This window comes from Beijerinckia sp. 28-YEA-48, from assembly GCF_900104955.1.
In the GTDB taxonomy this organism is placed as follows: domain Bacteria; phylum Pseudomonadota; class Alphaproteobacteria; order Rhizobiales; family Beijerinckiaceae; genus Terripilifer.
The window spans coordinates 1-26019 of the sequence record NZ_FNSI01000002.1 but is presented as its reverse complement, the minus strand read 5'-3'; the positions used below and the strand labels follow the sequence as shown (position 1 = coordinate 26019).

Genomic DNA, 26019 nt, shown 5'->3' with positions numbered 1-26019 from the left:
GATGAAGCTGTCGTCAAAACACCTCGTCCTGCTTGTGCTGGCTGTGATCGTGCTGTTGGCGCCGCTCGGCTTCCCCTCGACTTTCTATTACCGCATCGGCGCGCTGATCTTCGTCAACGGCCTTTTGGTCACGGGCCTGGTCATTCTGATCGGCTTCGCTGGCCAGATCAGTCTCGGTCACGCCGGTTTTGCCGGCATAGGCGCCTATGCCTGTGCGCTCGCCCCGAAATATCTCGGTGTGCATCCGGCGCTGGCGATGCTGCTGGGAACCGCGCTGAGTGCGGCAATTGCCTGGTTGATCGGCCGTCCGATCCTGCGCCTGCAAGGTTATTATCTCGCCGTCGCGACGCTGGGTTTCGGCATCCTGGTCTCGATGGTGCTTGCCAACGAAGCGGCGATCACCGGAGGTCCAGATGGGCACGAAGTGCCGGAGCTTGGTCTCCGGAATCTGCTGCAAGCGATCGGCGTCAATCTTTCTAACGCACAGTTTTGGTATGCATTCTCCGGAATATGTCTGCTCGCTGGAGCGTGGCTCGCGCTGAACCTCTACGACAGCCCATCAGGGCGGGCATTGCGGGCGCTGCACGATTCCGAAATCGCGGCGCGCACGGTCGGCATCGACGTCGCGCGTTACAAGCTTTCCGCCTTCGTCCTGTCGGCTGTCTATGCTTCGATCTCCGGTTCGTTGTTGGCTCTGATGAACAAGTTCATCACGCCTGATACCGCTGGCTTTCTGCATTCGATCGAATTGGTCACGATGACCGTACTCGGAGGAGCTGCGTCCGTGCCTGGCGCAGTGGCCGGGGCGGCGTTGCTCACCCTGTTGCCGCAGGCTCTTACCGTGCTGCAGGAATATGAGCACATGATCCTTGGTCTGATCATGATGCTGGTGATGATCTTCATGCCGGCTGGGTTGGTGCCAAGCCTGTCCCGGCTGCTGCGCGGGAGGGGGTGATGCCGCTGCTTCGCGTCGAAGGCCTCGGTATTGACTTTGGCGGTCTGCGCGCCGTCCATGACGTCGGGTTTCAGGTCGATCCGGGCGAGATCGTCTCGGTCATTGGCCCCAATGGCGCCGGCAAAACAACATTGTTCAACATGATCAGCGGCGCCTACCGACCAGCGCGCGGATCGGTGACGCTCGATGGTGAAGGAGTCACGGGTATGGCCCCGCATCTGCTTGCCGAGCGCGGTCTGTCGCGCACCTTCCAGAATCTGCAGATCTTCCAGAAAATGACTGTGCTGGAAAATGCCATGGCAGGTTGTCATCTGAAGGAGCGCGGCAGCCTATTGGCAGACCTGTTCGCCTTGCCGGCCTCGCGACGACGTACGGCCGCGACGCGCGTTGTCGCCTTGCAACTTCTCGAGCGCGTAGGCCTCGACCGTGCCGCCGACAAAGAGGCATCCTCGCTCTCCTACGGTGCCCTGAAACGGCTGGAAATCGCACGGGCGCTCGCGTTGGAGCCACGCATTCTTTTGCTCGACGAACCAGCGGCCGGCTGCAACGCCGTTGAAACGGAGGAGATCGACCACTTCGTTGCCGAAGTGGCTAAATCCGGCGTTGCTGTCCTGCTCGTCGAACACGACATGAAACTGGTGATGCGTATCTCCAACCACATTGTCGTGCTCGATCGCGGGGAGAAGATCGCCGAGGGTAAACCCGAACAGATCGCGCGCAATCCGAAAGTGATCGAAGCCTATCTGGGCGTGCAAGCGACGGAGGCGACCGGCCATGCTTTCGGTTGAAAACCTGCGCTCGCGTTACGGCCGTATCGAAGTGCTGCACGGCGTCGATCTTGATGTACGCTCGGGCGAGATCGTCACGGTGGTCGGCGCTAACGGTGCAGGCAAGACCACGCTCCTGCGCTGCATCTCTGGGGTGCAGCCAATCAGCGGCGGCGGTATGGTCTTCCGCGGCGAGCCATTACAGACGGTTCCCGCACATCGCCGGGTGGCGCTGGGTTTGTCGCAGTCACCGGAAGGGCGTCAGATCTTCACCAATCTGAGTGTCGAGGAGAACCTGCGTCTTGGCGCATATCTCTTCTCGGACGCGCGGGTCGAGAAAGACATGGCGGAGGCTTTTATTCTGTTTCCGATCCTAAAGGAGAAGCGCAACCTTGCCGCTGGTGGGCTGTCGGGCGGTCAGCAGCAGATGCTGGCAATTGCGCGCGCGCTGATGGCGCGGCCCGCCTGCCTGTTGCTCGATGAGCCCAGCATGGGTCTTGCGCCCATCCTGGTGGCTCAGATCCTCGATGTGGTGAAGAACCTCAAAAGGATGGGTATGACCGTGCTGTTGGTCGAGCAGAATGCTTATGCGGCATTGCAGATCGCGGATCGGGGCTACGTCATGGAAACCGGCCGTATCACCATGTCCGGTCCGGCCGAGGAGCTGATCACGGATGAGCGCATCCGCGCGGCCTATCTGGGGGTATAATGCGGCCGTCCATATGCTCGGCTCATAGTCTCGTCGGCGCGGGGAGGATGCGTGCGCCAGCTTCAATTCAGCACCTGCTTAATGGGAGAAAAATAATCTTTCTGGTCCGTCGACAAGAATCTTGTGGCGCGTGGCCTCGTCTGGTGCCCAGTCGATCAGAAGGTTGAGGAGCTCGCCGGTGTCGCGCTGGCCATTGGTCAGATGCGGCCAGTCCGACCCCCAAATCAACCGATCGGGTCGCGTCGACACGAGCTTTTGGGCGATCGGTGCAACGCTCGACAGCGGCTTATATTTGGCGATCCGATACGGACCGGAGAGTTTGATCCAGCATTTGCCCAGGCGAAGCACGTCGAGCAGCCGGTCGAAATCGTCAGCGGTCAGCCCGTCCGATTCAAGCATGTAACCCATGTGGTCGATCACAAAATCGTCCTCCAGGTCGGCCATGAAAGGGAGGAGATCGCGGACGATTGTGCCGGGGGTGTAGAACTGAATATGCCACCCCCGAGGCCTTGCGCGCGCCGCCATCCGTTTCACGTAAGCGACGATATCGGCGGTTGGCCAGTGAGCGCGGGCGAACAGATCGAGACGAATCGCGCGTACGCCAAGTGCGTGATAGCGGTCGAGCTCCTGATCGCTCGTCTCTTCCTCGATCCGAACGACCGCCCGGCAGCGGTCACCTACTTTGCGGAGGGTGTCCAAAGTCAGGCTATTATCGTCGCCGTAGTAGGTCGGCTGGACCAGAACCATCCGCTCGATCCCAAGAAAATCGAGGAGTTTTAGGTATTGCGTCAATGTGCCGTCCGGAAACATGTAAAGCCGATTGGGGCTGTGCGGATAGCCAGGTTCGAAGACATGGAAATGACTGTCGCAGGCGCGCGCCGGCACGGGAAATGCGGGTGGGGTATTGGTTGCTGCCTCACGCATCGGTGAAGGAGCGGGAAGTTCGGTCATTACTTCAGCCATGATTTGCTCTCCCGGATAGGATTAGCTCGCTTGTGCGGCGTGCCATTCGGTGAATTTTCGGGCCCGTGCTTCGATGGCTCCAAACAGGATTTCGGTGTCTGTGCCGGTCAGTTGCATCGGTGCGATGCCGAGCGGCATCAGGGTGGCAACGAGCGACAGATCGGAAATCCCGCCGAGCATCAGGAGCTTGTCGTGACGCCGACAGGCTTTGGCTGCGACCGCAATGGCATCCCTGACGCGAGGATCGCCGAACTGACCGGGGCAGCCGAGTTCCGCCGTCAGGTCGTTGGCGCCGATCACCAGCATGTCAACGCCATCGATTGCGGCGATCGCATCCGCATTGGCGATACCCTTGGGCGTTTCGATGAGAATTTGCACCACGGTCGCATCATCGAGCTTGGGATTGAGGAGGGAGGCCGGTGTCGGACGCAATCCGAATTGCGGCACCATAGCCAGTTGCGATCGTTGGCCACGGGGCGGAAAGCGACACGCCCGGGCGATTGTCTGTGCCTCTACCGGCGTCTCAACACGCGGCGCCACGATGCCGCCTGCGCCGGCGTCGAGCAAGCGACCGATCGCACCATATTCACGCTCGGGTATCCGTACCAAGGGGACGAGGCCAAGATCGTTCGCCGTCCCGCAAAGCTGTGCCGTCGTATCGAGCGTAATCGTGGAATGTTCCAGGTCCAGCATGACGGCATGATGGCCCGTTGCATGCGCGATCCGGATGATGTCAGGTGTGCGGCTCGTGCGGATGGCGAGCATGAGTGTCAGCTCATTGGCGCGAAGACGGTCGAGCAGCAGATTCTTTCGGATAGATGACATGAATATCAATCCCGCAGAAAGTTGAGGAAGAGACGCGCCGTTTCCGCCTCAGCTTGCGGCGTCAGAGCTCTGGGTAGGTCAGCGTCGACCGTATCGATCAATGGCCGACGTTCGCGTAGCGTATGGCGCAGGCCTGTCGGCGGTTTGCTTGGGTCATGATGCAAGCTCGTGCCTAGTCCGCGTCGTGCCGCCGGCCAACCTGCTTTCTGCATTGCGCGGCGTGTCAACCAGGCGGCGTGGCACGGCGAGTGTCAACAGACCGCCAAGAATGATGATCGCTGTTATACCGAGGAGGCCGGCTGTGATGCTGCCGGTAGCGGTCTTCAGATAGCCGATGATCGATGGACTGAAGAAGCCAGCGAGATTACCTATGGAATTGATCAGCGCAATTCCGCCGGCAGCTCCATAGCCTGACAGAACTGCCGCTGGCAGATTCCAGAACTGGGACAGCGCCACATAGGCTCCAGCGGTCGCCAATGTCAGACAGATGATGGCCGTCGCCAGACCATCGTGGGTTGTGCTGATCGCCAGCGCAAGGCCGGCCAGGATGAGCGGGACCGCCACATGCCAACGGCGCTCGCCGGTACGATCGGCGCTCCAGCCAGCAAACAGCAGGGGGAGGATCGCTACCGCCGAGGGAATGGCGCTGTAGAGACCTATTTGTACTGGGCTGGTAACGCCGGCGGCTTGGATCAGGCTCGGCGTCCAGAACCCGAGAGCATACATAGCGGAACTGATGGCGAAGCAGATAGCGCACATCAGCCACACCAAGGGCGAGATGACAAAGTCGATCGTCCGGGACGGCGGCTTCGCCGCTTCCTCAGCATCGAGTTCGGCTTGCAAAGCGGCTTTTTCAGCCGGTGTCAGCCAGGATGCTTCGGAAATGCCATTCGTCAGGAACACCAAGCTGATGAAGCCGAGAACGATCGAAGGCAATCCCTCGATGATGAACAGCCGTTGCCAACCATCAAAGCCGCCGGCGTTATGGAAGCTCGTCATGATCCAGCCAGCGAGTGGATTACCGAGCATGCCGGCGAGCGGAACTGCCAGCAGAATCAAGGCATAGATTCCACCCCGTTTCGGTGCCGGGAACCAATAGGTGGCATAGAGAACGAGGCCGGCGAAAAATCCCGCTTCCGCCACGCCGAGCAGGAAGCGAAGCACATAAAACCAGAACGGGGTGGTGACGAAAGCAAAGCCGACAGAGACCACGCCCCAGGAGATCATGATGCGGCCGATCCACCAACGTGCACCGACACGGTGGAGAATGAGATTGCTGGGAATGTCGAAAAGCAGATAGCCAATGAAGAAAAAACCAGCACCAAGGCCATAAACCGCCTCGCTGAAGCCAAGTGCCGGCAGCATCTGCAGCTTGGCCATCGCGATGTTGAGACGGTCGATGACAGCGAACATGTAGCAGACGATGAGAAATGGGATCAGCCGCCAAGTGATACGGCGATAGAGCTGGTTCAGATCAACCGGCAGGGACCCCTCGGATGCTGCGCCGCTCATTGTTCCCTCCTCGGTTGGCGAAAGCTAACTTTTCATAAGAAAATGGCCGGGAAGCCTGATAGTGTCTAATACTGTTTTGGACACCACTTGATATGTCTTCGCTATTAGATCTGCGCCGCCTGCGCTATTTTGTTGCTGTCGCCGAGGAGCTGCATTTCCGGCGTGCGGCCGAGCGATTACGCATGAGCCAGCCGCCGCTGAGCCTCCACATCCAGGCCCTTGAACAAGAATTGAACCTGAAGTTGTTCGAACGGACCAAGCAGCGGGTTCTGTTGACGCCGGCGGGCCGCGGGCTATTGGAACGGGCCCGGCGCATTCTGGCGGAAGTTGAGAGCACGAGAGCGGAACTGCAAGCTGTCGCGCGTGGTGAGGGGGGCGAGCTACGGATTGGATTTACGGAATCGGCAGGTCTTGAGCCCTTTTTTCACCGCGCACTGCATGATTTTCGCCGTTCCTATCCAGGCGTCAGGCTCATTCTGCAGGATACGCCATCCTTGCATCAGATCGAAGCCTTGCATCGGCGCGAGCTCGATCTCGGCATCCTGCGCAAACCACCGGGTCGACCAACCAGCGAAGTCACTGTGGAACTGCTGCGTGAGAATGCGCTGGTTGCCGCCATGCACGAAAGTAATCCACTCGCCGGTGAGCGTCGTATTTCCATTGCGCAACTGCGAAACGAGCCGTTCATTACCTATCCACGCGACATGGGTATCAGCCTCTTCCAGCATGTTTTCGAGCTAGCGACGGCGGCCGATTTCTTCCCTAACATTGTTCACGAGACACGCAATTCAGTGGCCATGATGGGCATGATTGCTGCGGGGCTCGGCGTCGCTATCGTCCCCGATGGTCTGCGCCGCATTGCCCTTGATGGTGTGTGCTTTATCGACCTCAAGGAGGTGGCGGCAAAATCAGGGCTATATGTCGCTTATCGCTCTACCGATGAAACGGGAGCCTCGGCGATTTTGCGACGGTTGCTGCTAGATCTGGCTCGTTCTTCGCGACTACGAAAACCTCGGCAACTCGCATAGAATCTGCAAGATATTCGAGGCCTAGAACGCTCTTTGTCAGGAGCGTTTCGGGACTCTGCTCGGCCGACAGATTTACATAATCTAGGAGTTGCCCCAGACCTCCGCCGCGATCTCAACCACTTCTCGCATCTTGTTCCATTGCTGTTCCTCGGAGAGCACATTGCCTTCCTCTGTCGATGCGAAGCCGCATTGTGGGCTAAGCGCGAGCTGCTCCAGAGGTGCATATTTAGCAGCTTCCTCAAGGCGTCTCTTGACATCGGCTTTGTGCTCGAGGTTTCCCGACTTCGAAGTGATCAGGCCGACCACCGCGATCTTGTTGCCTTTAGGCAGAAAGCGCAGGGGTTCGAAACCGCCGGCTCGTTCGCTATCGTACTCAAGGAAATAGCCATCGTATTTGACTTCATTCAAAAGGATCTCGGCGACTGGCTCATAGCCACCCTCTGCTATCCAGGTGGAGCGAAAATTACCACGGCAGACATGGGTGGTAATGGTCATATCGGCGGGCTTTTCGGCCATCGATTGATTGAGTAGACGCGCATAGTCTTTGGCAATCGTCGCGGTGTTGATGCCGCGCGCCTTGGCTTTTTCCATCTCAACCTGGGAACATAGATAGGCCCAGGCCGTGTCGTCGAGTTGCAGATAGCGGCAGCCGGCGTTGTAGAAGGCTTTGATCGCGGTTCGATAGGTTTTTGCCAAATCGTCGAAAATATCATCGTTGCTCTGATAGCCGCTCCCCTTCACCGCATTGGCATCCAGACGGAAGTGAAGCACCGTAGGCGCTGGTATCGTCATTTTCGGCGTGACACCCGAGTTGGCTTTCAAATAGGCGAAATGCTGTAGGAACGGATGCTGCTGGGAAAAGCCGATCTTGCCGGTGATCTTGGGCAATTCGTGTTTCGTCTGGACCCCATGAAACTGAATACCCTGATCTGTCTCGGCAATCGTGACTCCATCCAACAAGCCGAAGAAATCAAAATGCCACCAGGCGCGACGGAATTCGCCATCTGTTGTCAGCTTGAGCCCGACATTCTCTTGCTTGCGGATGAGCGTCAAAATTTCTTCGTTCTCTATAGCTGTGAGTTCAGTATCTGTGATCTGTCCCGCCTCGTGCTCCTGGCGTGCTGTCTTCAACCGCGGAGGCCGCAAGAAGCTACCGACATGGTCGGCCCGGAAAGGCGGTCTTTGCTTCATAAAACTCTCCTGCTACCGATGAGCGGAAAACTGAAAAGGGGGGTGTCTCGCCGCGCACACTCGCCCCGATCACTGGCCCCGTTCACTTGCCGGTGAAATGAGGCCGGCGCTTTTCGCGAAACGAGGTCATACCCTCTTTGTTGTCATGGGTACGGATCAGTACCGATTGCCCCAGTCGCTCCAGCAGCCGCCCTGTTTCGGTATCGACGTTCTGGCACATATTAATGATGTGCTTTCCCATGCCCATGGCTTGCGGCGCGCGCTTCAGCAGCTCGCGGGCAAAAGCCATCGTCTGCGGCAGAAGCTCTTCTTCGGAGAACAGGCGGTTGATGAGCCCGATACGATAAGCTTCCTCGGCGCTCACCGGGAGAGCTGCCATCACCATTTCTTTCAGGCGCCCGATGCCGATCATCTGAATCATGCGCGAACACGCCCCCGAAGCTGGGATGACGCCGAGCTGGTTCTCCGGCAGGAGAAAGGTCGCGTTGGAGGAAGCCATTCGGAAGTCGCAGGCGATGGCCATCTCGACGCCACCGCCGGCGCAGATACCATTCACAGCGGCGATCACCGGCTTCTCGATGGCCTCGATATCGTCAAAAAGCTCGTGGTTGGCACGGACATAGGCCCGATATCCCGGCGTTTCGAGATTGTTTTCATAATCAAGCCCGTTGATATCGCGGCCTGAGCAGAAAGCCCGGCCTTCGCCTGTGATGACGATGACACGTATCGTATCGTCGAAATTAGCCTTCCAGATCACGCTGCGCATCTCGCGGATCATCTGCTCATCGAAAGCGTTGAGCCTGTTGGGGCGGTTGAGCTTGATGATGAAAATGCCGTCGCTCGTCTGCTCCGTTGCGATGGTCAAAAAATCGGTCACGCGGCCGAGAAAGCCGACGGGTAACCCGCGCTCATCGAGGACGACAGATTGCTCGCTTTTACTGCTCATTTTATTGTCTCCAGGTGTTGGAATTCAGTTATCGCCAAAGTGGCGATCAGATGTCTCTTCGTTGATCCTAGACCCCAGTCATGCGTCTTACCGTCCGCCAGACTTGGTCCGGCTGCTCGACGTGAATGTTGTGACCGCCCTCGATGTATTCAGGTTGGGTGGTGACGGAGCGGAGATCATCTGCGCTCAGCATGGCGTCGCGCGTGCCCGCTACCCAATGAATGGGCGCTTTCGCTATGCCGGCGAAGTCCTCCACAGCGGGACCGGTCGCCGCATAGATCTTCTGATCGGAAGCGAGACGATAACCGCCCTGGCTTTGGTGAATGCCGCTCGCTGCCAATGGGGAATCAGAAGGCGTGAGACCGCTCAGGCCGGAAACTTTCAGGTACCAATCGAGTGCCTCGGAGCGATCCGCGAAGAGACGAGGATCGCGATTGGCCAGCGAGCGCAATTTGGTGATTTCATCCGCGCTCCAGTGCGTCTTGACGCTGATAGCGACTGCGTGACGGACGGTGACGCCGAACCAGCCCGTGGCGAGGGCAACGGCAATGACGCCGCCGAGAGAATGGCCGACGACGATGATTTCCTCGTTTTGCAAGCACAGCGAAGCGACATCGGCGGCGTAGCCGGCATAACTGTAAGGCGCTGCATGGAAGGAGCGTCCATGCCCGCGCAGGTCAGGGATGAGAAAGCGGCCGGGCCAGTCGGTGGCGGCAGCTATCAACGGCTGCCAAATGTCGCCATTGGCATTCAATCCATGCACTAGGACAACGAGCGGTCCGTTGCTGCCTATACGGCGGGCGTGGAGATGTGTTGGTTCGGACATGCTGTACTCAGATGATGCGAGTTTCTTGCGCCCAATAGGACTGGCGCAATTGCCGTTTGGCGATCTTTCCAGGACCCGTCTTGGGAAGAGGGCCGACGACGAAATCGATGGATTTCGGAATTTTGTAGCCCGCGATCTTGCCGCGGCAGAAGGCAATCAGGTCTTCGGCGCTCGCGTGGGTACCGTCTTGCAGGACGACAATGGCCTTGACCGCTTCCGACCACCGGGGATCGGGGACGCCGATGACGGCAACTTCGTGGATCGCGGGGTGAGTGGAAAGAACGTTCTCGACTTCGACGGAGTAGATATTTTCACCGCCGCTGATGATCATGTCTTTCTTGCGGTCAACGATATAGAGCCGCTGATGATCGTCGAGATAACCCAGATCACCGGTATGATACCAACCATCTCGCAGAATCTCGGCGGTTTCCCTCGGCTTTTGCCAGTATCCACGCATGATGCGCGGTCCCCGCACCACAATTTCGCCGATCTCGCCGCCGGCCGCGAAACTCTCGTCATCGCGCATGATAGCAAGTTCGATATGCGGCACTGCTCGGCCACAGGAGGCAACGCGGGAGAGCTGGTCTGGATTACCGTCGACGTTAGAATCCTCTCGACGTGCGAAAGTGATGACGCCTGACGTTTCGGTGGCGCCGTAGCTGTGAATATAGCGGGTGGGAATCATCTTGACCGCACGTTGGAGGATGCCAAGGGGGGTCGGCGAGCCGCCGTAAGCGATGAAGCGGAGACTCGTCAGATCGAAACGCCCGACGTCTGGATGAGCGGTTAGCATATTGATCAGGGTTGCCGGCAAACAGGTGACCGTTGCTCGTGTCGCGGCGACGATGGCCAGGAAATCTCCCGGCGCGAAATGTAGTACCGCTTGTGGCGCGCCGATAAGCGGGAGAGCCCACACGGCCCAGGCATCGACAAGATGGAACAACGGCGCTGCGTGAAGAAAGACATCATCCTCAGTCAGTTGCATGTCGATGATCGAGTCGATGGCGCTGGCCAACATGCTAGCCGATGTCAGGCAAACGCCCTTTGGGCTCCCCGTCGTGCCGCTGGTGTAATAGATGTTGCAGATATCGTCGGGTTCGAAGACATGTCGGGCGGCCCATTGCCGGGGCTTGGCGAGCTCGGCCTCGTAAGACAGGACATTTTCCGGCCTTGCCTGATCGCCGATGCCGAGAAGGGTTTCGATTTTCGTGTCGCCGACGAGTGCTGGCAACAAGGAGTAGAAGGCTTCCGCAAGAATAAGAACACGTGAGCCACTGTCACGCAGGACATAAGACAGTTCCGGCGCTGCGAGCCGCACGTTCATTGGGACGAGAACCGCCCCGATCGTCGCACAGGCATAGTAGGCTTCCAGAACGGCAGACGAATTGTTGTCGAGTATCGCGACGCGATCGCCAGCCGCGATGTCGATCTCGCCGAGCCAATTCGCCAGGCGGTCGACGCGCGCGTTGAGTTCCGCGAAAGTCAGGGGTGTCGCGCCGACGAGGGCCGGACGGTCGGGAAACATCGAGGCCGCCCTGGGCAATATTGTGGAAATGGAACGCATCGGACTATCCAGTATTGCTCTATTTGCCAGTATTGCTCTATTTGATTGTCAGTTCAGCTGGCCGCCTTGGATGGTGTGAACTCGATCTGTCACCCGTTCGAGAAAAACCTGGTTCTGCTCAACGACAATCATGGCGAAGCGGCCCTTGAGATGGTGCAGCGTTTCCGCCAGATGCTGTACGATGATCGGCGCCAGCCCTTGTGTCGGTTCATCGAGCATCAGAACCTTTGGCCTGATCATGAGTGCTCTGGCGATGGCGAGCATCTGCTGCTCGCCACCGCTGAGCGAGCCGCCGAGCTGGGCTTGTCGTTCGCGCAGGCGAGGAAACATCTGAAAGATTTCGGCCAACCGGTTCTCGAAGGGGTCGAGATCTTGGCGGTAGTCGTCAACGGTGGCTGTCAGTTTGAGGTTATCTAGAACCGACAACGTGCCGAGGATGTGCCGCCCTTCCGGAACCAGATTGAGACCGGCGCGGGCGCGCGCGTAAGCTGGAAGCTTAGTGACGTCCTGGTCGGCAAGAAGGACACGGCCGCTGGCGCTCGGCAGCGCGCCAGCCAGGGTTTTGAGAATGGTGGTTTTGCCGGCGCCGTTCGGCCCCAGAATGCCGATCGTTTCGCCCGCATTCAACTCTAAGTTGATATCCCGAAAGACGGTCAGCAGACCATAGCCGCCGCGCAGCGATTGAACGGATAAAGCCGGCGTCATGAGAGCGCCCCCAGATAGGCCTCGCGCACAATGGCGCTGGCCATGATTGCCGTCGGCGCATCGCGAGCGATGAGCCGGCCACTCTCCATGACGACGATTTCGTCGGCGATCCGCGAGACGAATTCGACATTGTGTTCAACGATCAGAATGGCTTGTCCTTGCGCGCGCAACATGCGCAGTAGCTCGATCAATCGCTCAACCTCGGTTTCCGTGAAACCCACAGCAGGTTCATCAAGCAAGAGGAGGTCGGGAGAACCGATAGAGGCACGCGCCAGTTCGATCAGCTTGTGCTGGCCGATGCCGATCCGGCTCATCGGGAGGTCTGCGAGGTTCTGTAGATCGAAAGCCACCAGTTGCGCGCGCGCCAGATTTTCTTTTTCGATTTCCGTCATCGTGCCGGGAAGATGGTCGAGGCGCGACATGATGTTCTCGATCACGCTGAGATTGGGCGCGAGGCGCGGCACCTGAAACGAGCGACCGATATAACGGCCCCGTTCGTATATCGGCATTTCGTCCATCTCGCGGTCGCGCAGGAAGATGCGTCCAGCAGTCGGCAATTCGATACCAGACACCAGGTTGAATAAGGTTGATTTCCCGGCACCGTTCGGGCCGATGAGAGCGACAATCTGACCGAACCGGACATCGAAGCTGATGTCGTTCACAGCTTGCAGGCCCCCAAAAGTCTTTCCGACTTGTTCGACCTTGAGACAAACGCCGTCGGTGAAATGCCGCGCCGGTGGATGTATCGAGGCAGGATCGACAGATGCGGTCGTCGTCGTCCGTTGCGACAACGGGGCCAGCAATGCCCAGAGCTTGTTCAGACCGCCGGCAAGGCCGGTCGGCAGATACAACACCACCAGCAGGAAGCCGAGCCCGTAGACAAGGAGTTCGTAGCGATCGGCCTCACCGGAGACGGCGAATAGCCATTGGATGAGTCCTGTTCCCAGGAGCGGCCCGAATACGCTTCCGGCGCCACCGATGACGATCATCGCCAAGGATTCGAGCGATGTGTTGACGCCAGCGCTTTCGGGCGCCAGAACGCCGACATGATAGGCGAGTAGGAGACCGCCGAGACCTGAGTAAACACTCGCGATGGTGAAAACTTGGGTCTTCAACCGCACCACATCGATGCCGATCACGCTGGCTGCCAGTTCATCGTGGCGCACGAGCTTCATCGTTCGCAGAAAGCGGCCGCGAACAAGATGGGCGAAGCTCGCAACGGCGATCGTCAAGGCTATGACCGAGGTTGCGTACCATCCGTTGCGTGTCAGGGTGAAGGGCATTTCCAGCACCAGGCCGGAGGCGCCGCCGGTCAGAGACGGCCACGCACGCGCCAGACCTTCGATGACAAAGGCAAAGCCCAGCGTGCCGATAGCGAAGTAGATGCCCGGTAGCCTGACAAAGATGATGGCCATCAATCGAGCGATCAGTACGGATGTAGCGAGGCCGATGGCGAGCGCGAGAATGAACGGAACGCCGAGATTTTGCAGCATGCCGGAGAAATAGCCGGGCAGGGCAACGAAGGCGGCTTGGCCGAAGGCCAGCATGCCGGTGATGCCGAACACCAGATTGAGGCCGATCAAAGAGAGCGCCATGAAAGCGGAGATCGTTGCCAGTGCTGGCGTCCAACCGGGCAGAATGCCGAGATAGGGCAGGATGGCGGCGAAGATGCAGAGGGCCGCGATAACGGGGATACGCAAGCTCATGCCCGGACACCGCCTCCAAAGCGGATTTTGCGGCTTTGCAGCAGCGCGATCAGGATCAGGATGGCGAACATCACCGGATCTTGCGCCAGCGCTCCGAAATAGGCGCCGACCATCGATTCAAAGAGGCCGAGAATGAAAGCGCTCGCCAGCACGCGGGTGGGGGACATGCCGGAGATGGCAGCGGCGATGAAGCCGCGCATCGTCATTGACAGGCCGGTTTGAAAGTCGACAGCGAATAGCGGGATCAGCAGGATGCCGGCGAGCGCGCTGAACAAGCCGCTGATCCCGTATGCAATGAGGCGGGCCCGTTCAATATCCACACCCAGCAGTTCCGCCGCATAGGGGTTTTCGGCTGTCGCCAACATCTGCCGTCCCATGGCCGTGCGGGTTAGAAACAGGCCGACCGAGCCGGCGGCGGCAAACCCGAAGACGATCAGCAAGATTCCCTGAGGCGTAATGACGCCACCCGCAAAGCGGATCGGACTGCCAGCGATCAGCGCGGGGAAGGAAACCGGGTCGGTCCCGACGAGAAGGATCATGATGCCGCGCGCGACAAAAGCGGCGCCGAGGGTGATGAGGATCAACGTGCCGGGCGGCCAGTCACCGCGCGGGCGCAGAAGGAAGCGATGCAGCCCCATGGCTAGAGCCACCGCGATGCAGATAGCGGCGATGATCGCCAATGGAAATGGCACGCTCCACGCTAGCAACAGGCTAACGAGGATCCCGCTCATGGCAAAGGCTTCGCCGTGAGCGAGATTCAAAACGCGCGCCGTTCGGTAAACCAGCACGAGACCGACGCCGAGCAGAGCGTAAACGGCGCCGGTCATCAACCCGCTGAAGATTGCTTGCGTGAACAGATTCATCGCGATTGATGCCTTGAGATCGGGCGATCAGTTGATCGGGTCGGCTTTTGTCCAGATTCCGTCTTTCAGTTCAATCACCGCGACGGAAGACGTATCGAGGCCGACATGATTGGTCGGCGAGAATTTGATAACCTGTAGACTCTGGATGGGTGTTGCCTCGAGATAGGTTTTCACCGAGGCCGCATTGCTAGGATCGGCGACATTGTTGAGAACCGATTCCACCACGTCGAGCTGGATTTTTTGCCCCAAATTAATCATGTCGGCGCGCTCTGAATAGCGGGCACGGTACTGATCCAGAAAATCGACGGAGCGTTGCCGCAGTACGGGATCGGTGAGCAGGTCCGGCACGATGCTCGCAACACTGGTGCCAAGAAGTCGGCGCGGCCGAACGTCTTTCACCAGATCGACAAAGGATTCGCTGATGTTGGCGTAACTAACGATCAGCGGTTGTTCGAGGCCAAGATTGCGAAAGCTCTTGACCACGGTGATGGCGCCAGCGCCCGAATAAGATGAATAGACGACAGGTACATCCTTGCCGGCGACGGTTGCAAGCTGGGTGGTGGCATCTGTCGCGCGGAGGTCGATGCGGGCGAGGCGTACCTCAATGTTCGATTTCGGAAACACTTCACGCGCGCTCGCCACGCCGACTTCGCCGCTGGCATCTGTGGCCACGACCATGCCGATCACCTTGGCTGCGTTTGCTCGCATATAGGCGGCGATCGATTCTGTCAGGTGAACGTCACTCGGACTGACTTGAAAGACAAAGGTGTCGGCCGCTGGCATGATGTTCGGCGAAGGAACAAAAAGAATGGGGCCGTTTTTGACGAGCGGCTGGACCGCACGGATGCTAGCCGTCAACGTATTTCCGAGAAGGAGGACAACGCCTTTCTCGATCATGTCGCGGGCGCAGGCCGCGCCTTTCTCCGGTCGGTTCTCATCATTGCAGGAGACGATCTCAACCTGCCGGCCTTTGATGCCGCCGGCTTTGTTGATCGTGTCCGCCCACATTTTCACGACACGATCGTGGCGCACGCCAACTGTCGCTGCGGGGCCAGTTAACGGGACGATTTGACCAATCAGCCAGGGTTTGACGGCTTGCGCGGTGGCTCCATAGCTCAGGCCGATCAGCAAGACCGTTGAAAGCAAAGCCGATTCCAGAGAAAATCGCGAAGATCTCATGGCATTCCCCTCCACATTGCGTCATCGAGCGCATCGCCAGTGCAGACCTTGGTCTTGCAGCGAAGATCGGTGACAGAATTAAGCCGTCGTCCTGAGCTGGTAGTGGCCCTCGGCCGTCCGCTCGAGGCCGTATTCCTGACGCACCGAATCGAGGGCGATCAGTACGTCGCGGCCATCTCGACTGCCGACCGCTTCCATCAGATCTCGGAACGATTGCGGCTTTTCACGCAGCGCCTCGATAACGCTGAGACCGCGCGAAGGCCCGAGCACCGGAGGCATTGGTACGTCGTACTCGTTGCCATTGCGCCAGCCGAAAGGCAGCGTCAGATCGAAGCCGGCTTTGGCTCCCGCGCGACGCCCCTCCAGCGATGGATCGAGAGGGACGGCACGAAAGCCAGCGGCGATCATGAGATCGCGATCGGCTTGAAAGCGTGTCGCAAGCGCCCAATCGACTTGTGCATCAGAGAAGACGTCGATGTCGTCATCAACGACGAAGACATGTTTCGTGTCGGCACTGGAGCCGAAGGCCAAGGCAATGGCGTTGCGGGCTTCGCCAGGATAGCGTTGACGCATGGACACCCGCAGGTTGTACATGCCGCCGCAGGAGGGCGTGCAGAACACCGCTTCCAGATCACGCACGCCAGTCTGCAAGCTGGCCCAGGCGACGACTTCCGTGCGCAGCGCCGACAATTGCGCGGTGTCCGTGAAGGCCAAATGGCGGCCGCCGATCGTGGCGGTCTGAAACAACGCATCGCGTCGCATGGTGATGGCGGTGAGATGAAAGACCGGGTTCGATTTCAGTCGACCGTAGTACCCGATATATTCGCCATAAGGGCCCTCCGGTTCGGCCCAGCCGCGATCGTCGAGATAGCCTTCAAGGACCATCTCGGCATCGGCTGGCACCATGGCATCTATGGTGGCGCAACGAACCAGGGGCACGGCCTCGCCGCGAAGTCCCCCCATCAAGGCAATCTCATCGGCGGCGGGTGACATCATCGTCGCGGCGACGCCATCGATAGGATGGGAGCCGACCACAAAGGCGATCGGCATGCGTTCCTTGCGCCGCACGTAGTCAGCGTAGAGCACGCGAAGATCGCTGGGGGCGACCAGGTCGATGCCAGCCTCTTGTCGGCCTCTTAGCATCATGCGGCGATAGCCAACATTGCGCCGTGTGCCGTCGAGACTGCGGCTGATGTCGATCCCGGCGGAAATGTAGGGGCCGCCGTCATCGCCGTGTTGGAGATGGACCGGAAGCCGTGTGAAGTCAGCATCCGCCCCGGTGAGCACCACATCATGGACCGGAGCTGCACCGCTGGGAATTTCGACCGGAGCGATAGGGGCGGTCAGGCGCCGATTGACCTCGTGCAGAAGATTGCGGGTATCGCTGCCGAAGGCCAAGGCAAGCCTTTCGCGGGTTCCCATCACATTGCCGACCAATTCGGCCTTCTCCGGCCCGGCACGGGTGAACAGAACCGCCTTGGAATTTCCGTCCAAATTTTTAGCAATATCAATTAATTCAATATCTTGTGAGACGGTATCAAGCTGCTCCCGCTGACGCAGCTTCTCGATGAAGGGGCGCAAGCGGAACCTTTCCGTGTCGGGTTTCCGAGTGGTGCTGGCGGTGCGGTTATCTTCCCGGATGCTCAACTTGTTGCTTCCTCGTGTAGGATTTGGCGCGCCTTTAAATGGGTGCTTGATTATGCATGTCATAATCGATTATGTATTTCATAAATCAGGAATGGGGACGCATGTCAACGTCAACGGCGCGTGAAGTAGGTGAATCGATCGGAGTGCAGACGATCGAAGTGGGGTTGAAGCTGCTTGGCCCGCTCGTCGATGCGGGTGTGCCGCTCAATCTCAAAACCATTGCTGAGGCGGTCGATTTCTCGGCGCCTAAGGCGCATCGCTATCTCGTTAGCCTCATTCGCGCGGGTCTCGTCGAGCAAGATGAACAGACCGGTCGTTATGGCCTCGGGCAATTGGCGATAGGCCTTGGTCTCACCGCGCTCGGCATGTTGGACAAGGATCGGGTCGGGCGTTCCGCTGTGGTTGATCTGCGTCATGAGACTGATCACTCCACCAATCTCATCGTATGGGGGAGTGGCGGTCCGACGGTCGCTTCAGTGGAGCCGAGCCCTAGCCCCGGCTCGGTCTTTCTGACCATGCGTATCGGCTCGATTCTGACATTGCTGCGCTCAGCGAGCGGCTACGTTTTTCTCGCTTACCTGCCGCGATCGACAACACGGGAGATACTCGAGAAAGAGCGGCGTTCGTTCAAGATCAGCAACGAAGAGATCGATGCGTTGATCGATAGGACGCGTCGTCACGGTATCGGTTGGGTAACCGATAGCCTCAATCCGGGTGTCAGCGCCTTTTCCGCGCCGGTTTTCGATCATGATGGCCGTCTGGCTTATGCGTTCACCGTCATCGGTCAAAGCGGGCATTTTGACATGTCGCCCGACAATGCCGTGGCGCGGACCATGTTGGCCAAGGCACGTTCGGTCTCGGCGCGGCTTGGTTGTTCAGATGCTCTGTTCAACACACTTATCGAGGGAGGCAGATCTTGAGGATTAAAGGACTGCATCACTTCGCCCACCGGTGTCGGGATGCCGAGGAAACCAGGGCTTTCTACGAAGACATTCTCGGCCTGCCGCTCGCTCATCTGATCAAGCTCGATCATGTGCCTTCGACCGGCGAATACTGCCCATATGTGCATATTTTCTTCGAAATGCTCGACGGGTCGTTCCTGGCTTTCTTTGACCTCGGTGACGATATTGCCGCACAGCCTTCACCAAATACGCCGGCGTGGGTGAATCATATAGCTCTCGAAGTGCCGGACCGGGACGAGCTTCTGACGGCTAAGGCGCGCCTCGAAGCGGCCGGCATCGACGTTCTCGGCGTGACCGACCATCACATCATCCACTCGATCTATTTCTTCGATCCCAACGGCATTCGTCTCGAATTGACGGTCCGCGCGGTGGAAGAGGAAGAATTCCGCCGTATGAGCAGCAATGCATATGAAGAATTAGCACTCTGGAACAAGGAAAAGGCGTCCCGTCGCTCGGCCGTGTCCTGAAAGGCGGGACACATTATCTTGATCGCCGACCACATCTCATCGCTGATGCCGTTGAACGGATCAAGGTATTCACGGACGCGCTGTGAGGGATGCGCGTTCATCACATAAAGGGAGGAATTTTTGGACGATAAGATGCGCCCCGGCACAGGCCATAACGTGATGCCGATCGAGGATCCCAAGGGGCCGCTGGCGCCGAAGGCCAGCTTCGGCAGCGACGTGGTCGCCGAAACCCTCCGCGATCTCGATATCCCCTATATCGCGCTCAATCCTGGTGCCAGCTATCGCGGCCTGCACGATTCGATCGTCAATTATCTCGGCAATACCAAGCCGCAGATGCTGCTGTGCCTGCACGAAGAGCACGCGGTCCACATTGCCCAGGGCTGGGCCAAGGTGACCGACAAGGCGATGGCCTGCGCCGTCCATTCCAATGTCGGCTTGATGCATGCCTCGATGGCGATCTTCAACGCCTGGTGCGATCGCATGCCCATCCTCATCATGGGCGCGACCGGCTATCTCGATGCCGCCCGCCGCCGTCCGTGGATCGAATGGATCCATACCTCCCGCGACCAAGGCGCGCTCATCCGCAATTATGTGAAGTGGGACGATCAGCCGGGTTCGCCGGCGGCGGCGCGCGAGTCGATCGTGCGCGCCCACTGGATTGCCGAGACGACGCCAAAGGGACCCGTCTACATCAATCTCGACGTCGGTCTGCAGGAAGACCCGTTGTCGAAGGATCTGCCGCCGATCGATGTGAAGCGCTATGGTCCTGTGGTGGAGGTGGCGCCGGGTGAAGCGCAGGTGGCGCAAGTCAAGACGCTCATCGAAGGATCTCGGAAGCCGGTGATCTTCTACGGTCGCGGCTCGCGCGCGCAGAAAGCCTGGGACAACCGCATCGCTTTGGCCGAACGGCTCGGTGCGCTTATTGTCACCGATCTGAAGTCCTGCGCGGCCTTTCCGTCGGAACATCCGCTGCATGTGGGCGTGGCGCATATGCAGGTCGAAAAGCATGTGTCGGCAGTCCTGCGCGAGGCCGATCTGATTCTGGCATTCGACGCGGTCGATCTCGGGGGCTTCTTGCAGGCCTGCATCGAGGGTGGCGCGCCAAGCGGCAAAGTCGTCAACGTCTCGCTCGATCATCGCGTCCACAACGGCTGGAGCATGGATCACCAGAAGCTACCTCCGGTGGATCTGTTCGTCTCGGCCGATACAGATTTGACGGTGGCGGCGCTCGTGGACGTTCTTGGTCCCGGCCAGACGAAAGCCTGGTTAGGAGAAGTGCGCCCGAAGACGGAACTGGCTTTGCGGGCTGGCCATGAACAGCCCCTGGTGCGCGATTTGGCTTTGTCGCTGCGTCGAAGTCTCGGCCACCGCGACGTATCGTTGCTTCATACGACCATTGCCTGGCATGAGACTTGGTGGCCGATCGACCATCCGCTCAGCTATCTTGGGGGCGCTGGTGGCGGCGGCCTTGGCGCAGGTCCTGGTATCGCGGTTGGCTCCGCTTTGGCTTTGCGCGGCAGCGGTCGGTTTCCGGTCGCAGTTCTGGGCGACGGCGACTTCCTGATGGGCGCGACAGTGGTCTGGACGGCGGTGCACTACCGCATTCCATTACTCATCGTCGTGTCTAACAACGCTTCCTTCTACAATGACGAGCTGCATCAGGAACGTGTCGCCTACACGCGGACCCGGCCGCCCGAAAACAAATGGATCGGTCAAAAGATGATCGATCCCGAGATTGATCTGGCGCAGATCGCCACCGGTCAGGGTGCAGCCGGCATTGGCCCGGTCAAGACGATTGGAGAACTCGGAGCGGCGTTCGCCAGGGGAATCGCCATTGTCGAGGCCGGTGGTGTGGCGGTGATCGATGTGCGCGTGGTTCCTGGCTACGCCTGATCAAAAAAGGACGAGGTGCATCGGGAGAGGGCGTGCCTCCGGTCAATGAGCATGAGGGAGAATGAACATGGCATCGTGGTTTCAGCGGCTGTTTATGTGCGTATTTGTCCTCTGCGGGGCATGGCCCGCGGTCGCTCAGAATTATCCATCAAAGCCTATTCGAATCCTCATCGGCCATCCCGCAGGAAGCGGGGCCGACGTTCTATGTCGATATTTCGCCGATCAATTGGGGAAGGCGATCAATCAAGCCGTCGTTGTAGAGAACCGCCCTGGCGCCGGCGGCAATCTAGCGACACAGGCGGTAGCATCGGCCAAGCCCGATGGCTACACGTTGCTCTTTTCGACCAGCAATCCGCTCACCGGCAATTTCTATCTGTACAAGAATGTTGGCTTTAAACTGTCCGATTTCGTGCCCGTGACGATCTTGGCACGCGGAGCTTTTGTCCTCGTTGTGTCTGGAAAATCTGAGATTCGCAGTGTCGCTGATCTGACGAAAAGTCTGAGGGAGAAGGCTGGCCGCGCTCGGTATGGAGCGCCGACATCGATAGCGCTGGCTTCGGCGGAGATTTATCTCGATGCCGTTGGTGCGAGCGCGCAGCGTGTTCTTTACAAGGATGGTCCGCTGGCTGTGAGCGAGTTGGCTGCTGGTGATCTCGACTTCTTTTTCATTGACTCCACCACCGTCAAGGCTCCAGCGGAACGTGGTCAGGTGCGGATGCTTGCCGTTACACCGCCGCAACGTATTTCCCTGGCACCAGACGTGCCGACCATGCAGGAGCAGGGCATCGCTGATTTCGATATGACGCCCTGGTTCGCGATGTTTGCGCCCGCAGGTGTATCAAAGGAGATACGGGGCCTGCTTGAGGAGCAGCTCAATGCCATCGTTAAAATGCCACAGACGGAGGCATTCCTGCATCAGACCGCGAATGATCCTTATCCGGGGAGCGCGGATCTCTTGATGACAGCGGTGCGTTCTCAGACAGAGAAATATCGGAGACTGTCGGAAGCCGGTAAGCTTCCTGTCGCTGCCGAATAGGAAACCCGCACGGCTGCCGGAGCATAACATAATCATCAAGGGAGAAACCTCTGCGCCCATCGTCCTTGATGGTCCATCTAGCGTGACCTCCATTTTCATTCTCGCTAAAGCTTTCTAGGCAACTATACGTTTGCCCAGGTCTTCACGACGGCGGAAGCCCATGTACATAAGCACGGCACATACGAATCCGAGGAGCCCGTAGAGCCCGTGAACAGTTGCCATGGAGGTGGGAATCGGCTGAGCTGTTCCGACGAAAACATGCTCGACTGTGAGCGCTGTCAATGTGGGCGCGACGCCGATGCCTAAAACGCCTTGGACGACCAGATAGAAGGCGATCAGGCGCCCCATCATGGCCGAGGGAGCCAGCCGCGCGACGACGGTGGATGTCACCACCAGATAGGCCGAGGCAAAGAGCAGCAGACTGCCTTGTACCACCCAGAATTGGTTGAGCGTCGGCACCAGCGCATGCGCTATGCCGAGCAGAGCCAGCGGCACTGAGACGACGACGGCGATGATCGCGGAACCATAGCGGCCAGTTGCGTCGAACTTGTCGATGAAATAGCCCGTGATCAACAGGCCAATAGGGCCGGCAATCAACAGCAGCATGCCGAGCGGAAAGCCAATCTGCGCCGGCGTCAGGCCGAAGCGTAGATTGAGGAGCGGCGGCACCCATAGATTGAGCGAATTGGTCAGCATGGCATGGGCAACGGAAAAGCCTGCCAGGGGAATGAGGATCGCTCGTTCCTTACCGATGAAGCGCCAGATATCGTTGAAGGACACTTCGCTTTTCTTGATCGAAGCTCCACGTTGGGGTTCTGGGAAGGTGAAGGCGAGTAACGCCAAAGGGAAGCCGGCCAAGCCGACCAGAGCGATCGCAATGGCCCAAGGCTTCATATGGCCGATCAGTGGAACGCCACTGAAATCATGAGTCACAACATAGCCGATGAGCAGGCCGCCGACGACGAAGGCGAGCCCTGTGCCGACCAGAATTGACATGCCGAAGACGCTGAAAGCGCGGCCATGACGTGATGGGGACACGCCATCACGGATCAATGAATAGCTGCTGGGGGGCAGCAAGCCTTCTGCCAGACCGACCCCGGCGCGCACCAGAAACAGCGTTAGAAAATTCGATGCAACGCCGCACAGAATGGCCATCAAAGACCACAGTGCCACAGCGGCGGCGACGACCGACCGACGCGAGTAATGGTCCGCCATCCAGCCAGCCGGCAAAACCATAAGCACGTTGGCGACAGCGAAGGCGGTGCCGACGGCGAGCGTTGTCTGCGTGAAGGTGAGACCAAGGTCGGTCTGAATCGAGTGCATCATCAGGACGATGATATTCTTGTCGATATAGGCGAGCGTGCTGAACAAGGTCAGGCAGATGACGAGCCACCATTGCCGGGAGGGAGTGAGAAAACGGCTGTCCTGCTTGACTTCCTGCTGAAGTCCGTCCGCGGCTGACGCTGGATGCAGAGTTTCATTTTGTTGCAACATATCGCCCCCCTCGAATATTCTCTAAAAAAAGAAAATAATCGGGAGGGTGCGAGGAGTCAATTCATTTCAAGTTGTCGGGCTAGCGTGTCGGCGCCAAAGCTCGCACGATGATGTCGTAGATAAAGTCGATATAGGCGCTGTCGCGCGTCTTCCGTTTGCCCTTGTTTGCGAAGATCAGATCGACGATCGGCGTATTGGTGTTCCAGAATTCGCAAACAGAAATGATCATCAAATAAAGGAAATGCGGATCGACCTTGCGCATCGATCCTTCCTTCACGCCAGCGGCAATGATTTCGGAAAGATCAGCCAGAGAATCACGCAAAATCGCGGCCCATTCCTCTTGCGCTTCGGAATCCGCGTCATCGAACAAGGCCATCATCACCATTTTGTGGTGATAGGGATTGCCACGAAAGATATTGAACTGGCGTTCGATGCGGTAGCGCAACCGCTCCAGCGGCTTGGCTTCCTTGCGCAGCGCTGACATGTCGGCACGTGCGCTGCGATGCGTCTCGGTGATCACCTCGACGAAGAGCTTCTGCATATTGCCGAAATAATAGCGGATGAGGTTGGGGTCGACGCCGATGCGCTCGGCCAGGATCTGCCGGTTGACCAGGGCGGGATCGACGGTGGCGAATACCTCCATGGCCGCTTTGATCAGGCCTTCGCGGCCCACATCGGTTTCCTGTTTACGGGGGCGACCTCTCTTGCGCGGGGCCGTCGATTCTTCGGTCATCGATCAATTCCGTTGTTTCCGCTGGCCCTTATGGCGCGCAGCAACCCTCTTGGACGGGCTAACCGCCAAGATCAGGTATAACAGATATTTGTCGATTACGATGAGGGGGGCCGTCTCCTGCGCCTGTTGAAGTCCCAACCTGGATTGTTCGCCGTTCCGCCTCGGCGTGACGATGAGAGGCTTCCGTTCACCGTGCGGGCAACGAAACAATCCAGGTTTGGCGGTACAAGACAGGTGGTACAAGATCGGCTTTACGCCGCGTTTGCCTTGTTCGCCTTGGCGGAAGCTTGCTTTAATAGAATCCGCCGGAAACGTAGCGCCGCGTCATCCGCTTTGACGCTGACATCGGGTGTATCTGCGCCCATCTCGCCATAAGATTCTTGAATGGACTCGATAGCAATCTTGTCGGTGAGGAAGATGTCCCACACGGTCTGGTTCTCCCGCGCCAGCGCTTCGCCTTCCGGCTTTTTGCCATAATTGCTGGCCGAGGCGACAAAGTAATGGCAGCTGGTGGCCGTTTCCGGCGTGATCGCAAACGGCGCATGGCGAATCGCCGGGGACCGATCGGGATTGTCAGGAAAGGAAAAAATATTGGTGACCACGTTCAGATTGGGCACCCAAGTCTTGGAGATTAACTCGCGATCCACCCGCGTCCCGTCGCCAAAGCCAAACTGCCGAGCATAGGGGCCAGTCACCACTTCGGTAATGCGCCGCGAGATGGTGATGGTATCGCCATCGGCTGTCGTGGTGCCAGGCGTTTCCGCGATCTTGCCGCTGTCGAAAAAGCCCTCGTGGAGAAAGGAAATGTGCGAAACGTCCAGGACATTTTCATGCAAAAGTTGAAAACTTCCGCCGAAGTCCATCCGGAAGCGTTGCACTTTGAAGAAGCCGTCCTCTGGCGCCAGGCCGAACTCTGCATGGTTTGGGATCAACGTCTCATCCGCTTCCAGCGGGTTTCCCATCCACACCCACAGCCATTGCCAGCGCTCGACGACCGGATAGGAATGGACCTTCATCTTGCTGGGAATATTGGACTGTGAGGGAATGTGTGCGCAGGCGCCATCCGGTCCGTATTCAATGCCATGATACGCACATTGTAGGCGATCACCGCCGATGCGTTTGCCAAGCGACAAAGCCATGGCGCGATGGGCGCAATAATCAGCGAGCGCAACAGGCTGGCCGGCCTCGGTGCGATAGAAAACGACGCGATCGCCGAGGATACGCCGCGCCATCGGCTTCTCCGTCACCTCATCGGAAAAAGCCGCAACATACCAAGCGTTACGCGGTGCCGGCAGCGTGCCGGGATAATAATTTGAAACGTTGTCGATGATCATCTCACCCTCCCGGATTGCCGACGGGCTTAACTCTTGCGCCCGACCGGCCGATCATTTATTCTTTGTATAGAGAATTATTTGAATATGCAAGAGGCTGGGGAAGGGGTCGAAACATGGCTGAGCATTTGGCACACAAACGCTATCGCATGCCCGTCGTGTTCGGGCCTACTGCGGGTCCCCGCCAAGGGCCCAATGGTGAAATGTATGATTATGCCGATGCGCCGCGAACCACGGCCAGCGTCAGCTTTTTGACCAGCAACGATGCGCTGAAGAGGCTCCTGCCGCCACGTTGCGTGTTGGACGGCGAGCCGATCGTGACGGTCGAACATGCCGAGTTGCGTGAACTGGAATGGCTTGCTGGACGAAGCTATTCGATGCTGGGTGTCAAATTTCCCGTTGTCTATCAAGGGAGCACCGATACGGTTCGTGGACCTTTCCTGGCCGTTCTCTGGGAGAACAGGGTCGATCCGATTCTGAGCGGTCGCGAAGAACTCGGCTTTGCAAAACTGCATTGTCAATTACCGGAGCCACGCATTTTGCGCGGCACCCATACCTATTCGGCGATCTGGGATGATCATGTCTTCATACGCATCGCCGTGTCGGACCTAGCCGACGCGCGCGTCCCAATACCGACCTCAGAAGTCGATGGCACGCTGCACCATCGTTTCCTTCCGTGTGTTGGTGGCAGGGGAGCAGCCATCGACGAAATGGTCC

At 58.6% G+C, this 26019-nt stretch carries 24 protein-coding genes; 9 read left to right on the top strand and 15 right to left on the bottom strand.

What is annotated here, in order from left to right; genetic code table 11:
* Position 1: 1 nt before the first annotated feature.
* The 3 genes from BLW50_RS28005 to BLW50_RS27995 are packed head-to-tail and all read left to right on the top strand — an operon-like array spanning position 2 to position 2431.
* Positions 2-955 (top strand): branched-chain amino acid ABC transporter permease, encoded by a 954-nt coding sequence (locus BLW50_RS28005; RefSeq protein ID WP_090709933.1) that lies wholly within the window; start codon positions 2-4, stop codon positions 953-955.
* Positions 955-1743, top strand: coding sequence for an ABC transporter ATP-binding protein (locus tag BLW50_RS28000; RefSeq protein WP_090709930.1), 789 nt, complete (start codon positions 955-957; stop codon positions 1741-1743). The genes BLW50_RS28005 and BLW50_RS28000 overlap by 1 nt, the downstream gene beginning before the upstream one ends.
* Positions 1730-2431 (top strand): ABC transporter ATP-binding protein, encoded by a 702-nt coding sequence (locus BLW50_RS27995; protein WP_090709928.1) that lies wholly within the window; start codon positions 1730-1732, stop codon positions 2429-2431. The genes BLW50_RS28000 and BLW50_RS27995 overlap by 14 nt, the downstream gene beginning before the upstream one ends.
* 78 nt (positions 2432-2509) lie before the next feature.
* Here the strand turns inward: BLW50_RS27995 and BLW50_RS27990 are convergent, their stop codons facing one another.
* The 3 genes from BLW50_RS27990 to BLW50_RS27980 all read right to left on the bottom strand — a co-directional run bounded on the left by BLW50_RS27990 (position 2510) and on the right by BLW50_RS27980 (position 5731).
* Positions 2510-3394: an amidohydrolase family protein gene (locus BLW50_RS27990; protein ID WP_244544504.1), complete on the bottom strand. Its 885-nt coding sequence runs from the start codon at positions 3392-3394 to the stop codon at positions 2510-2512.
* 21 nt (positions 3395-3415) lie between these two features.
* Positions 3416-4219 (bottom strand): HpcH/HpaI aldolase family protein, encoded by an 804-nt coding sequence (locus tag BLW50_RS27985; RefSeq protein ID WP_090709923.1) that lies wholly within the window; start codon positions 4217-4219, stop codon positions 3416-3418.
* Between the two features lie 153 nt (positions 4220-4372).
* Positions 4373-5731, bottom strand: a complete 1359-nt coding sequence (locus BLW50_RS27980; RefSeq protein ID WP_090709921.1) for an MFS transporter — start codon at positions 5729-5731, stop codon at positions 4373-4375.
* Between the two features lie 92 nt (positions 5732-5823).
* On the opposite strand from BLW50_RS27980, the gene BLW50_RS27975 reads away from it, so the two are divergent.
* Complete coding sequence (locus BLW50_RS27975) at positions 5824-6759, top strand: LysR substrate-binding domain-containing protein (protein ID WP_090709918.1); 936 nt, start codon at positions 5824-5826, stop codon at positions 6757-6759.
* A gap of 81 nt (positions 6760-6840) precedes the next feature.
* On the opposite strand, the gene BLW50_RS27970 is transcribed toward BLW50_RS27975, so the two are convergent.
* The 9 genes from BLW50_RS27970 to BLW50_RS27930 form a co-directional block, all read right to left on the bottom strand.
* Positions 6841-7950 carry a 5-methyltetrahydropteroyltriglutamate--homocysteine S-methyltransferase gene (locus tag BLW50_RS27970; protein ID WP_090709916.1) on the bottom strand — a complete coding sequence of 370 codons (1110 nt, stop codon included), beginning with the start codon at positions 7948-7950 and terminating at the stop codon, positions 6841-6843.
* An 82-nt stretch (positions 7951-8032) separates the two neighbouring features.
* Positions 8033-8896 carry an enoyl-CoA hydratase/isomerase family protein gene (locus tag BLW50_RS27965; RefSeq protein ID WP_090709914.1) on the bottom strand — a complete coding sequence of 288 codons (864 nt, stop codon included), beginning with the start codon at positions 8894-8896 and terminating at the stop codon, positions 8033-8035.
* 67 nt (positions 8897-8963) lie between these two features.
* Positions 8964-9722 carry an alpha/beta fold hydrolase gene (locus BLW50_RS27960; RefSeq protein WP_090709912.1) on the bottom strand — a complete coding sequence of 253 codons (759 nt, stop codon included), beginning with the start codon at positions 9720-9722 and terminating at the stop codon, positions 8964-8966.
* Positions 9723-9729: 7 nt separating this feature from the next.
* Positions 9730-11286: a long-chain-fatty-acid--CoA ligase gene (locus tag BLW50_RS27955; protein WP_090709910.1), complete on the bottom strand. Its 1557-nt coding sequence runs from the start codon at positions 11284-11286 to the stop codon at positions 9730-9732.
* Between the two features lie 48 nt (positions 11287-11334).
* On the bottom strand, positions 11335-11991 hold the full coding sequence (locus BLW50_RS27950; RefSeq protein WP_090709908.1) for an ABC transporter ATP-binding protein: 657 nt from the start codon (positions 11989-11991) through the stop codon (positions 11335-11337).
* Positions 11988-13697 (bottom strand): branched-chain amino acid ABC transporter ATP-binding protein/permease, encoded by a 1710-nt coding sequence (locus BLW50_RS27945; RefSeq protein WP_090709905.1) that lies wholly within the window; start codon positions 13695-13697, stop codon positions 11988-11990. Before BLW50_RS27945 ends, BLW50_RS27950 begins: the two co-directional genes overlap by 4 nt.
* Positions 13694-14560, bottom strand: a complete 867-nt coding sequence (locus BLW50_RS27940; RefSeq protein ID WP_090709903.1) for a branched-chain amino acid ABC transporter permease — start codon at positions 14558-14560, stop codon at positions 13694-13696. The genes BLW50_RS27945 and BLW50_RS27940 overlap by 4 nt, the downstream gene beginning before the upstream one ends.
* Positions 14561-14587: 27 nt before the next feature.
* Positions 14588-15739: an ABC transporter substrate-binding protein gene (locus tag BLW50_RS27935; protein ID WP_090709901.1), complete on the bottom strand. Its 1152-nt coding sequence runs from the start codon at positions 15737-15739 to the stop codon at positions 14588-14590.
* A 78-nt stretch (positions 15740-15817) separates the two neighbouring features.
* Positions 15818-17320 carry a UbiD family decarboxylase gene (locus tag BLW50_RS27930; protein ID WP_244544532.1) on the bottom strand — a complete coding sequence of 501 codons (1503 nt, stop codon included), beginning with the start codon at positions 17318-17320 and terminating at the stop codon, positions 15818-15820.
* A gap of 167 nt (positions 17321-17487) precedes the next feature.
* On the opposite strand from BLW50_RS27930, the gene BLW50_RS27925 reads away from it, so the two are divergent.
* The 4 genes from BLW50_RS27925 to BLW50_RS27910 all read left to right on the top strand — a co-directional run bounded on the left by BLW50_RS27925 (position 17488) and on the right by BLW50_RS27910 (position 21744).
* Positions 17488-18306 (top strand): IclR family transcriptional regulator, encoded by an 819-nt coding sequence (locus tag BLW50_RS27925; RefSeq protein WP_170850421.1) that lies wholly within the window; start codon positions 17488-17490, stop codon positions 18304-18306.
* A complete protein-coding gene (locus tag BLW50_RS27920) occupies positions 18303-18815 on the top strand; it encodes a VOC family protein (RefSeq protein ID WP_244544503.1) in 513 nt (170 codons plus the stop codon). The genes BLW50_RS27925 and BLW50_RS27920 overlap by 4 nt, the downstream gene beginning before the upstream one ends.
* A 120-nt stretch (positions 18816-18935) precedes the next feature.
* Positions 18936-20708 (top strand): thiamine pyrophosphate-binding protein, encoded by a 1773-nt coding sequence (locus BLW50_RS27915; protein ID WP_244544502.1) that lies wholly within the window; start codon positions 18936-18938, stop codon positions 20706-20708.
* A 67-nt stretch (positions 20709-20775) separates the two neighbouring features.
* The gene (locus tag BLW50_RS27910; protein WP_170850420.1) at positions 20776-21744 is read left to right on the top strand and encodes a Bug family tripartite tricarboxylate transporter substrate binding protein; all 969 of its coding nucleotides are present in this window, start codon (positions 20776-20778) and stop codon (positions 21742-21744) included.
* A 114-nt stretch (positions 21745-21858) separates the two neighbouring features.
* Here BLW50_RS27910 and BLW50_RS27905 read toward each other — a convergent pair whose 3' ends face one another.
* From BLW50_RS27905 to BLW50_RS27890, 3 genes are all read right to left on the bottom strand, one after another.
* Complete coding sequence (locus BLW50_RS27905; protein WP_090709891.1) at positions 21859-23238, bottom strand: MFS transporter; 1380 nt, start codon at positions 23236-23238, stop codon at positions 21859-21861.
* 79 nt (positions 23239-23317) lie between these two features.
* Entirely contained in the window at positions 23318-23971 is a 654-nt protein-coding gene (locus BLW50_RS27900) for a TetR/AcrR family transcriptional regulator (protein WP_090709889.1), read from the bottom strand.
* 251 nt (positions 23972-24222) lie between these two features.
* The gene (locus BLW50_RS27890) at positions 24223-25305 is read right to left on the bottom strand and encodes an aromatic ring-hydroxylating dioxygenase subunit alpha (RefSeq protein ID WP_090709885.1); all 1083 of its coding nucleotides are present in this window, start codon (positions 25303-25305) and stop codon (positions 24223-24225) included.
* Positions 25306-25418: 113 nt separating this feature from the next.
* Here BLW50_RS27890 and BLW50_RS27885 point away from each other — a divergent pair.
* Positions 25419-26019 (top strand): acetoacetate decarboxylase family protein (locus BLW50_RS27885; RefSeq protein WP_090710837.1); only part of this gene is annotated, 601 nt, incomplete at its 3' end.

Excerpts from the sequence above, each read along its gene's own strand:
- BLW50_RS27990 (WP_244544504.1), bottom strand. The coding sequence starts at position 3,394 with ATGGCTGAAGTAATGACCGAACTTCCCGCTCCTTCACCGATGCGTGAG.
- BLW50_RS27925 (WP_170850421.1), top strand. The coding sequence starts at position 17,488 with ATGTCAACGTCAACGGCGCGTGAAGTAGGTGAATCGATCGGAGTGCAG.
- BLW50_RS27980 (WP_090709921.1), bottom strand. The coding sequence starts at position 5,731 with ATGAGCGGCGCAGCATCCGAGGGGTCCCTGCCGGTTGATCTGAACCAG.
- BLW50_RS28005 (WP_090709933.1), top strand. The coding sequence starts at position 2 with ATGAAGCTGTCGTCAAAACACCTCGTCCTGCTTGTGCTGGCTGTGATC.
- BLW50_RS27905 (WP_090709891.1), bottom strand. The coding sequence starts at position 23,238 with ATGTTGCAACAAAATGAAACTCTGCATCCAGCGTCAGCCGCGGACGGA.
- BLW50_RS27890 (WP_090709885.1), bottom strand. The coding sequence starts at position 25,305 with ATGATCATCGACAACGTTTCAAATTATTATCCCGGCACGCTGCCGGCA.
- BLW50_RS27985 (WP_090709923.1), bottom strand. The coding sequence starts at position 4,219 with ATGTCATCTATCCGAAAGAATCTGCTGCTCGACCGTCTTCGCGCCAAT.
- BLW50_RS27975 (WP_090709918.1), top strand. The coding sequence starts at position 5,824 with ATGTCTTCGCTATTAGATCTGCGCCGCCTGCGCTATTTTGTTGCTGTC.
- BLW50_RS27900 (WP_090709889.1), bottom strand. The coding sequence starts at position 23,971 with ATGACCGAAGAATCGACGGCCCCGCGCAAGAGAGGTCGCCCCCGTAAA.
- BLW50_RS27955 (WP_090709910.1), bottom strand. The coding sequence starts at position 11,286 with ATGCGTTCCATTTCCACAATATTGCCCAGGGCGGCCTCGATGTTTCCC.
- BLW50_RS28000 (WP_090709930.1), top strand. The coding sequence starts at position 955 with ATGCCGCTGCTTCGCGTCGAAGGCCTCGGTATTGACTTTGGCGGTCTG.
- BLW50_RS27970 (WP_090709916.1), bottom strand. The coding sequence starts at position 7,950 with ATGAAGCAAAGACCGCCTTTCCGGGCCGACCATGTCGGTAGCTTCTTG.
- BLW50_RS27910 (WP_170850420.1), top strand. The coding sequence starts at position 20,776 with ATGGCATCGTGGTTTCAGCGGCTGTTTATGTGCGTATTTGTCCTCTGC.
- BLW50_RS27935 (WP_090709901.1), bottom strand. The coding sequence starts at position 15,739 with ATGAGATCTTCGCGATTTTCTCTGGAATCGGCTTTGCTTTCAACGGTC.
- BLW50_RS27950 (WP_090709908.1), bottom strand. The coding sequence starts at position 11,991 with ATGACGCCGGCTTTATCCGTTCAATCGCTGCGCGGCGGCTATGGTCTG.
- BLW50_RS27945 (WP_090709905.1), bottom strand. The coding sequence starts at position 13,697 with ATGAGCTTGCGTATCCCCGTTATCGCGGCCCTCTGCATCTTCGCCGCC.
- BLW50_RS27940 (WP_090709903.1), bottom strand. The coding sequence starts at position 14,560 with ATGAATCTGTTCACGCAAGCAATCTTCAGCGGGTTGATGACCGGCGCC.
- BLW50_RS27995 (WP_090709928.1), top strand. The coding sequence starts at position 1,730 with ATGCTTTCGGTTGAAAACCTGCGCTCGCGTTACGGCCGTATCGAAGTG.
- BLW50_RS27960 (WP_090709912.1), bottom strand. The coding sequence starts at position 9,722 with ATGTCCGAACCAACACATCTCCACGCCCGCCGTATAGGCAGCAACGGA.
- BLW50_RS27965 (WP_090709914.1), bottom strand. The coding sequence starts at position 8,896 with ATGAGCAGTAAAAGCGAGCAATCTGTCGTCCTCGATGAGCGCGGGTTA.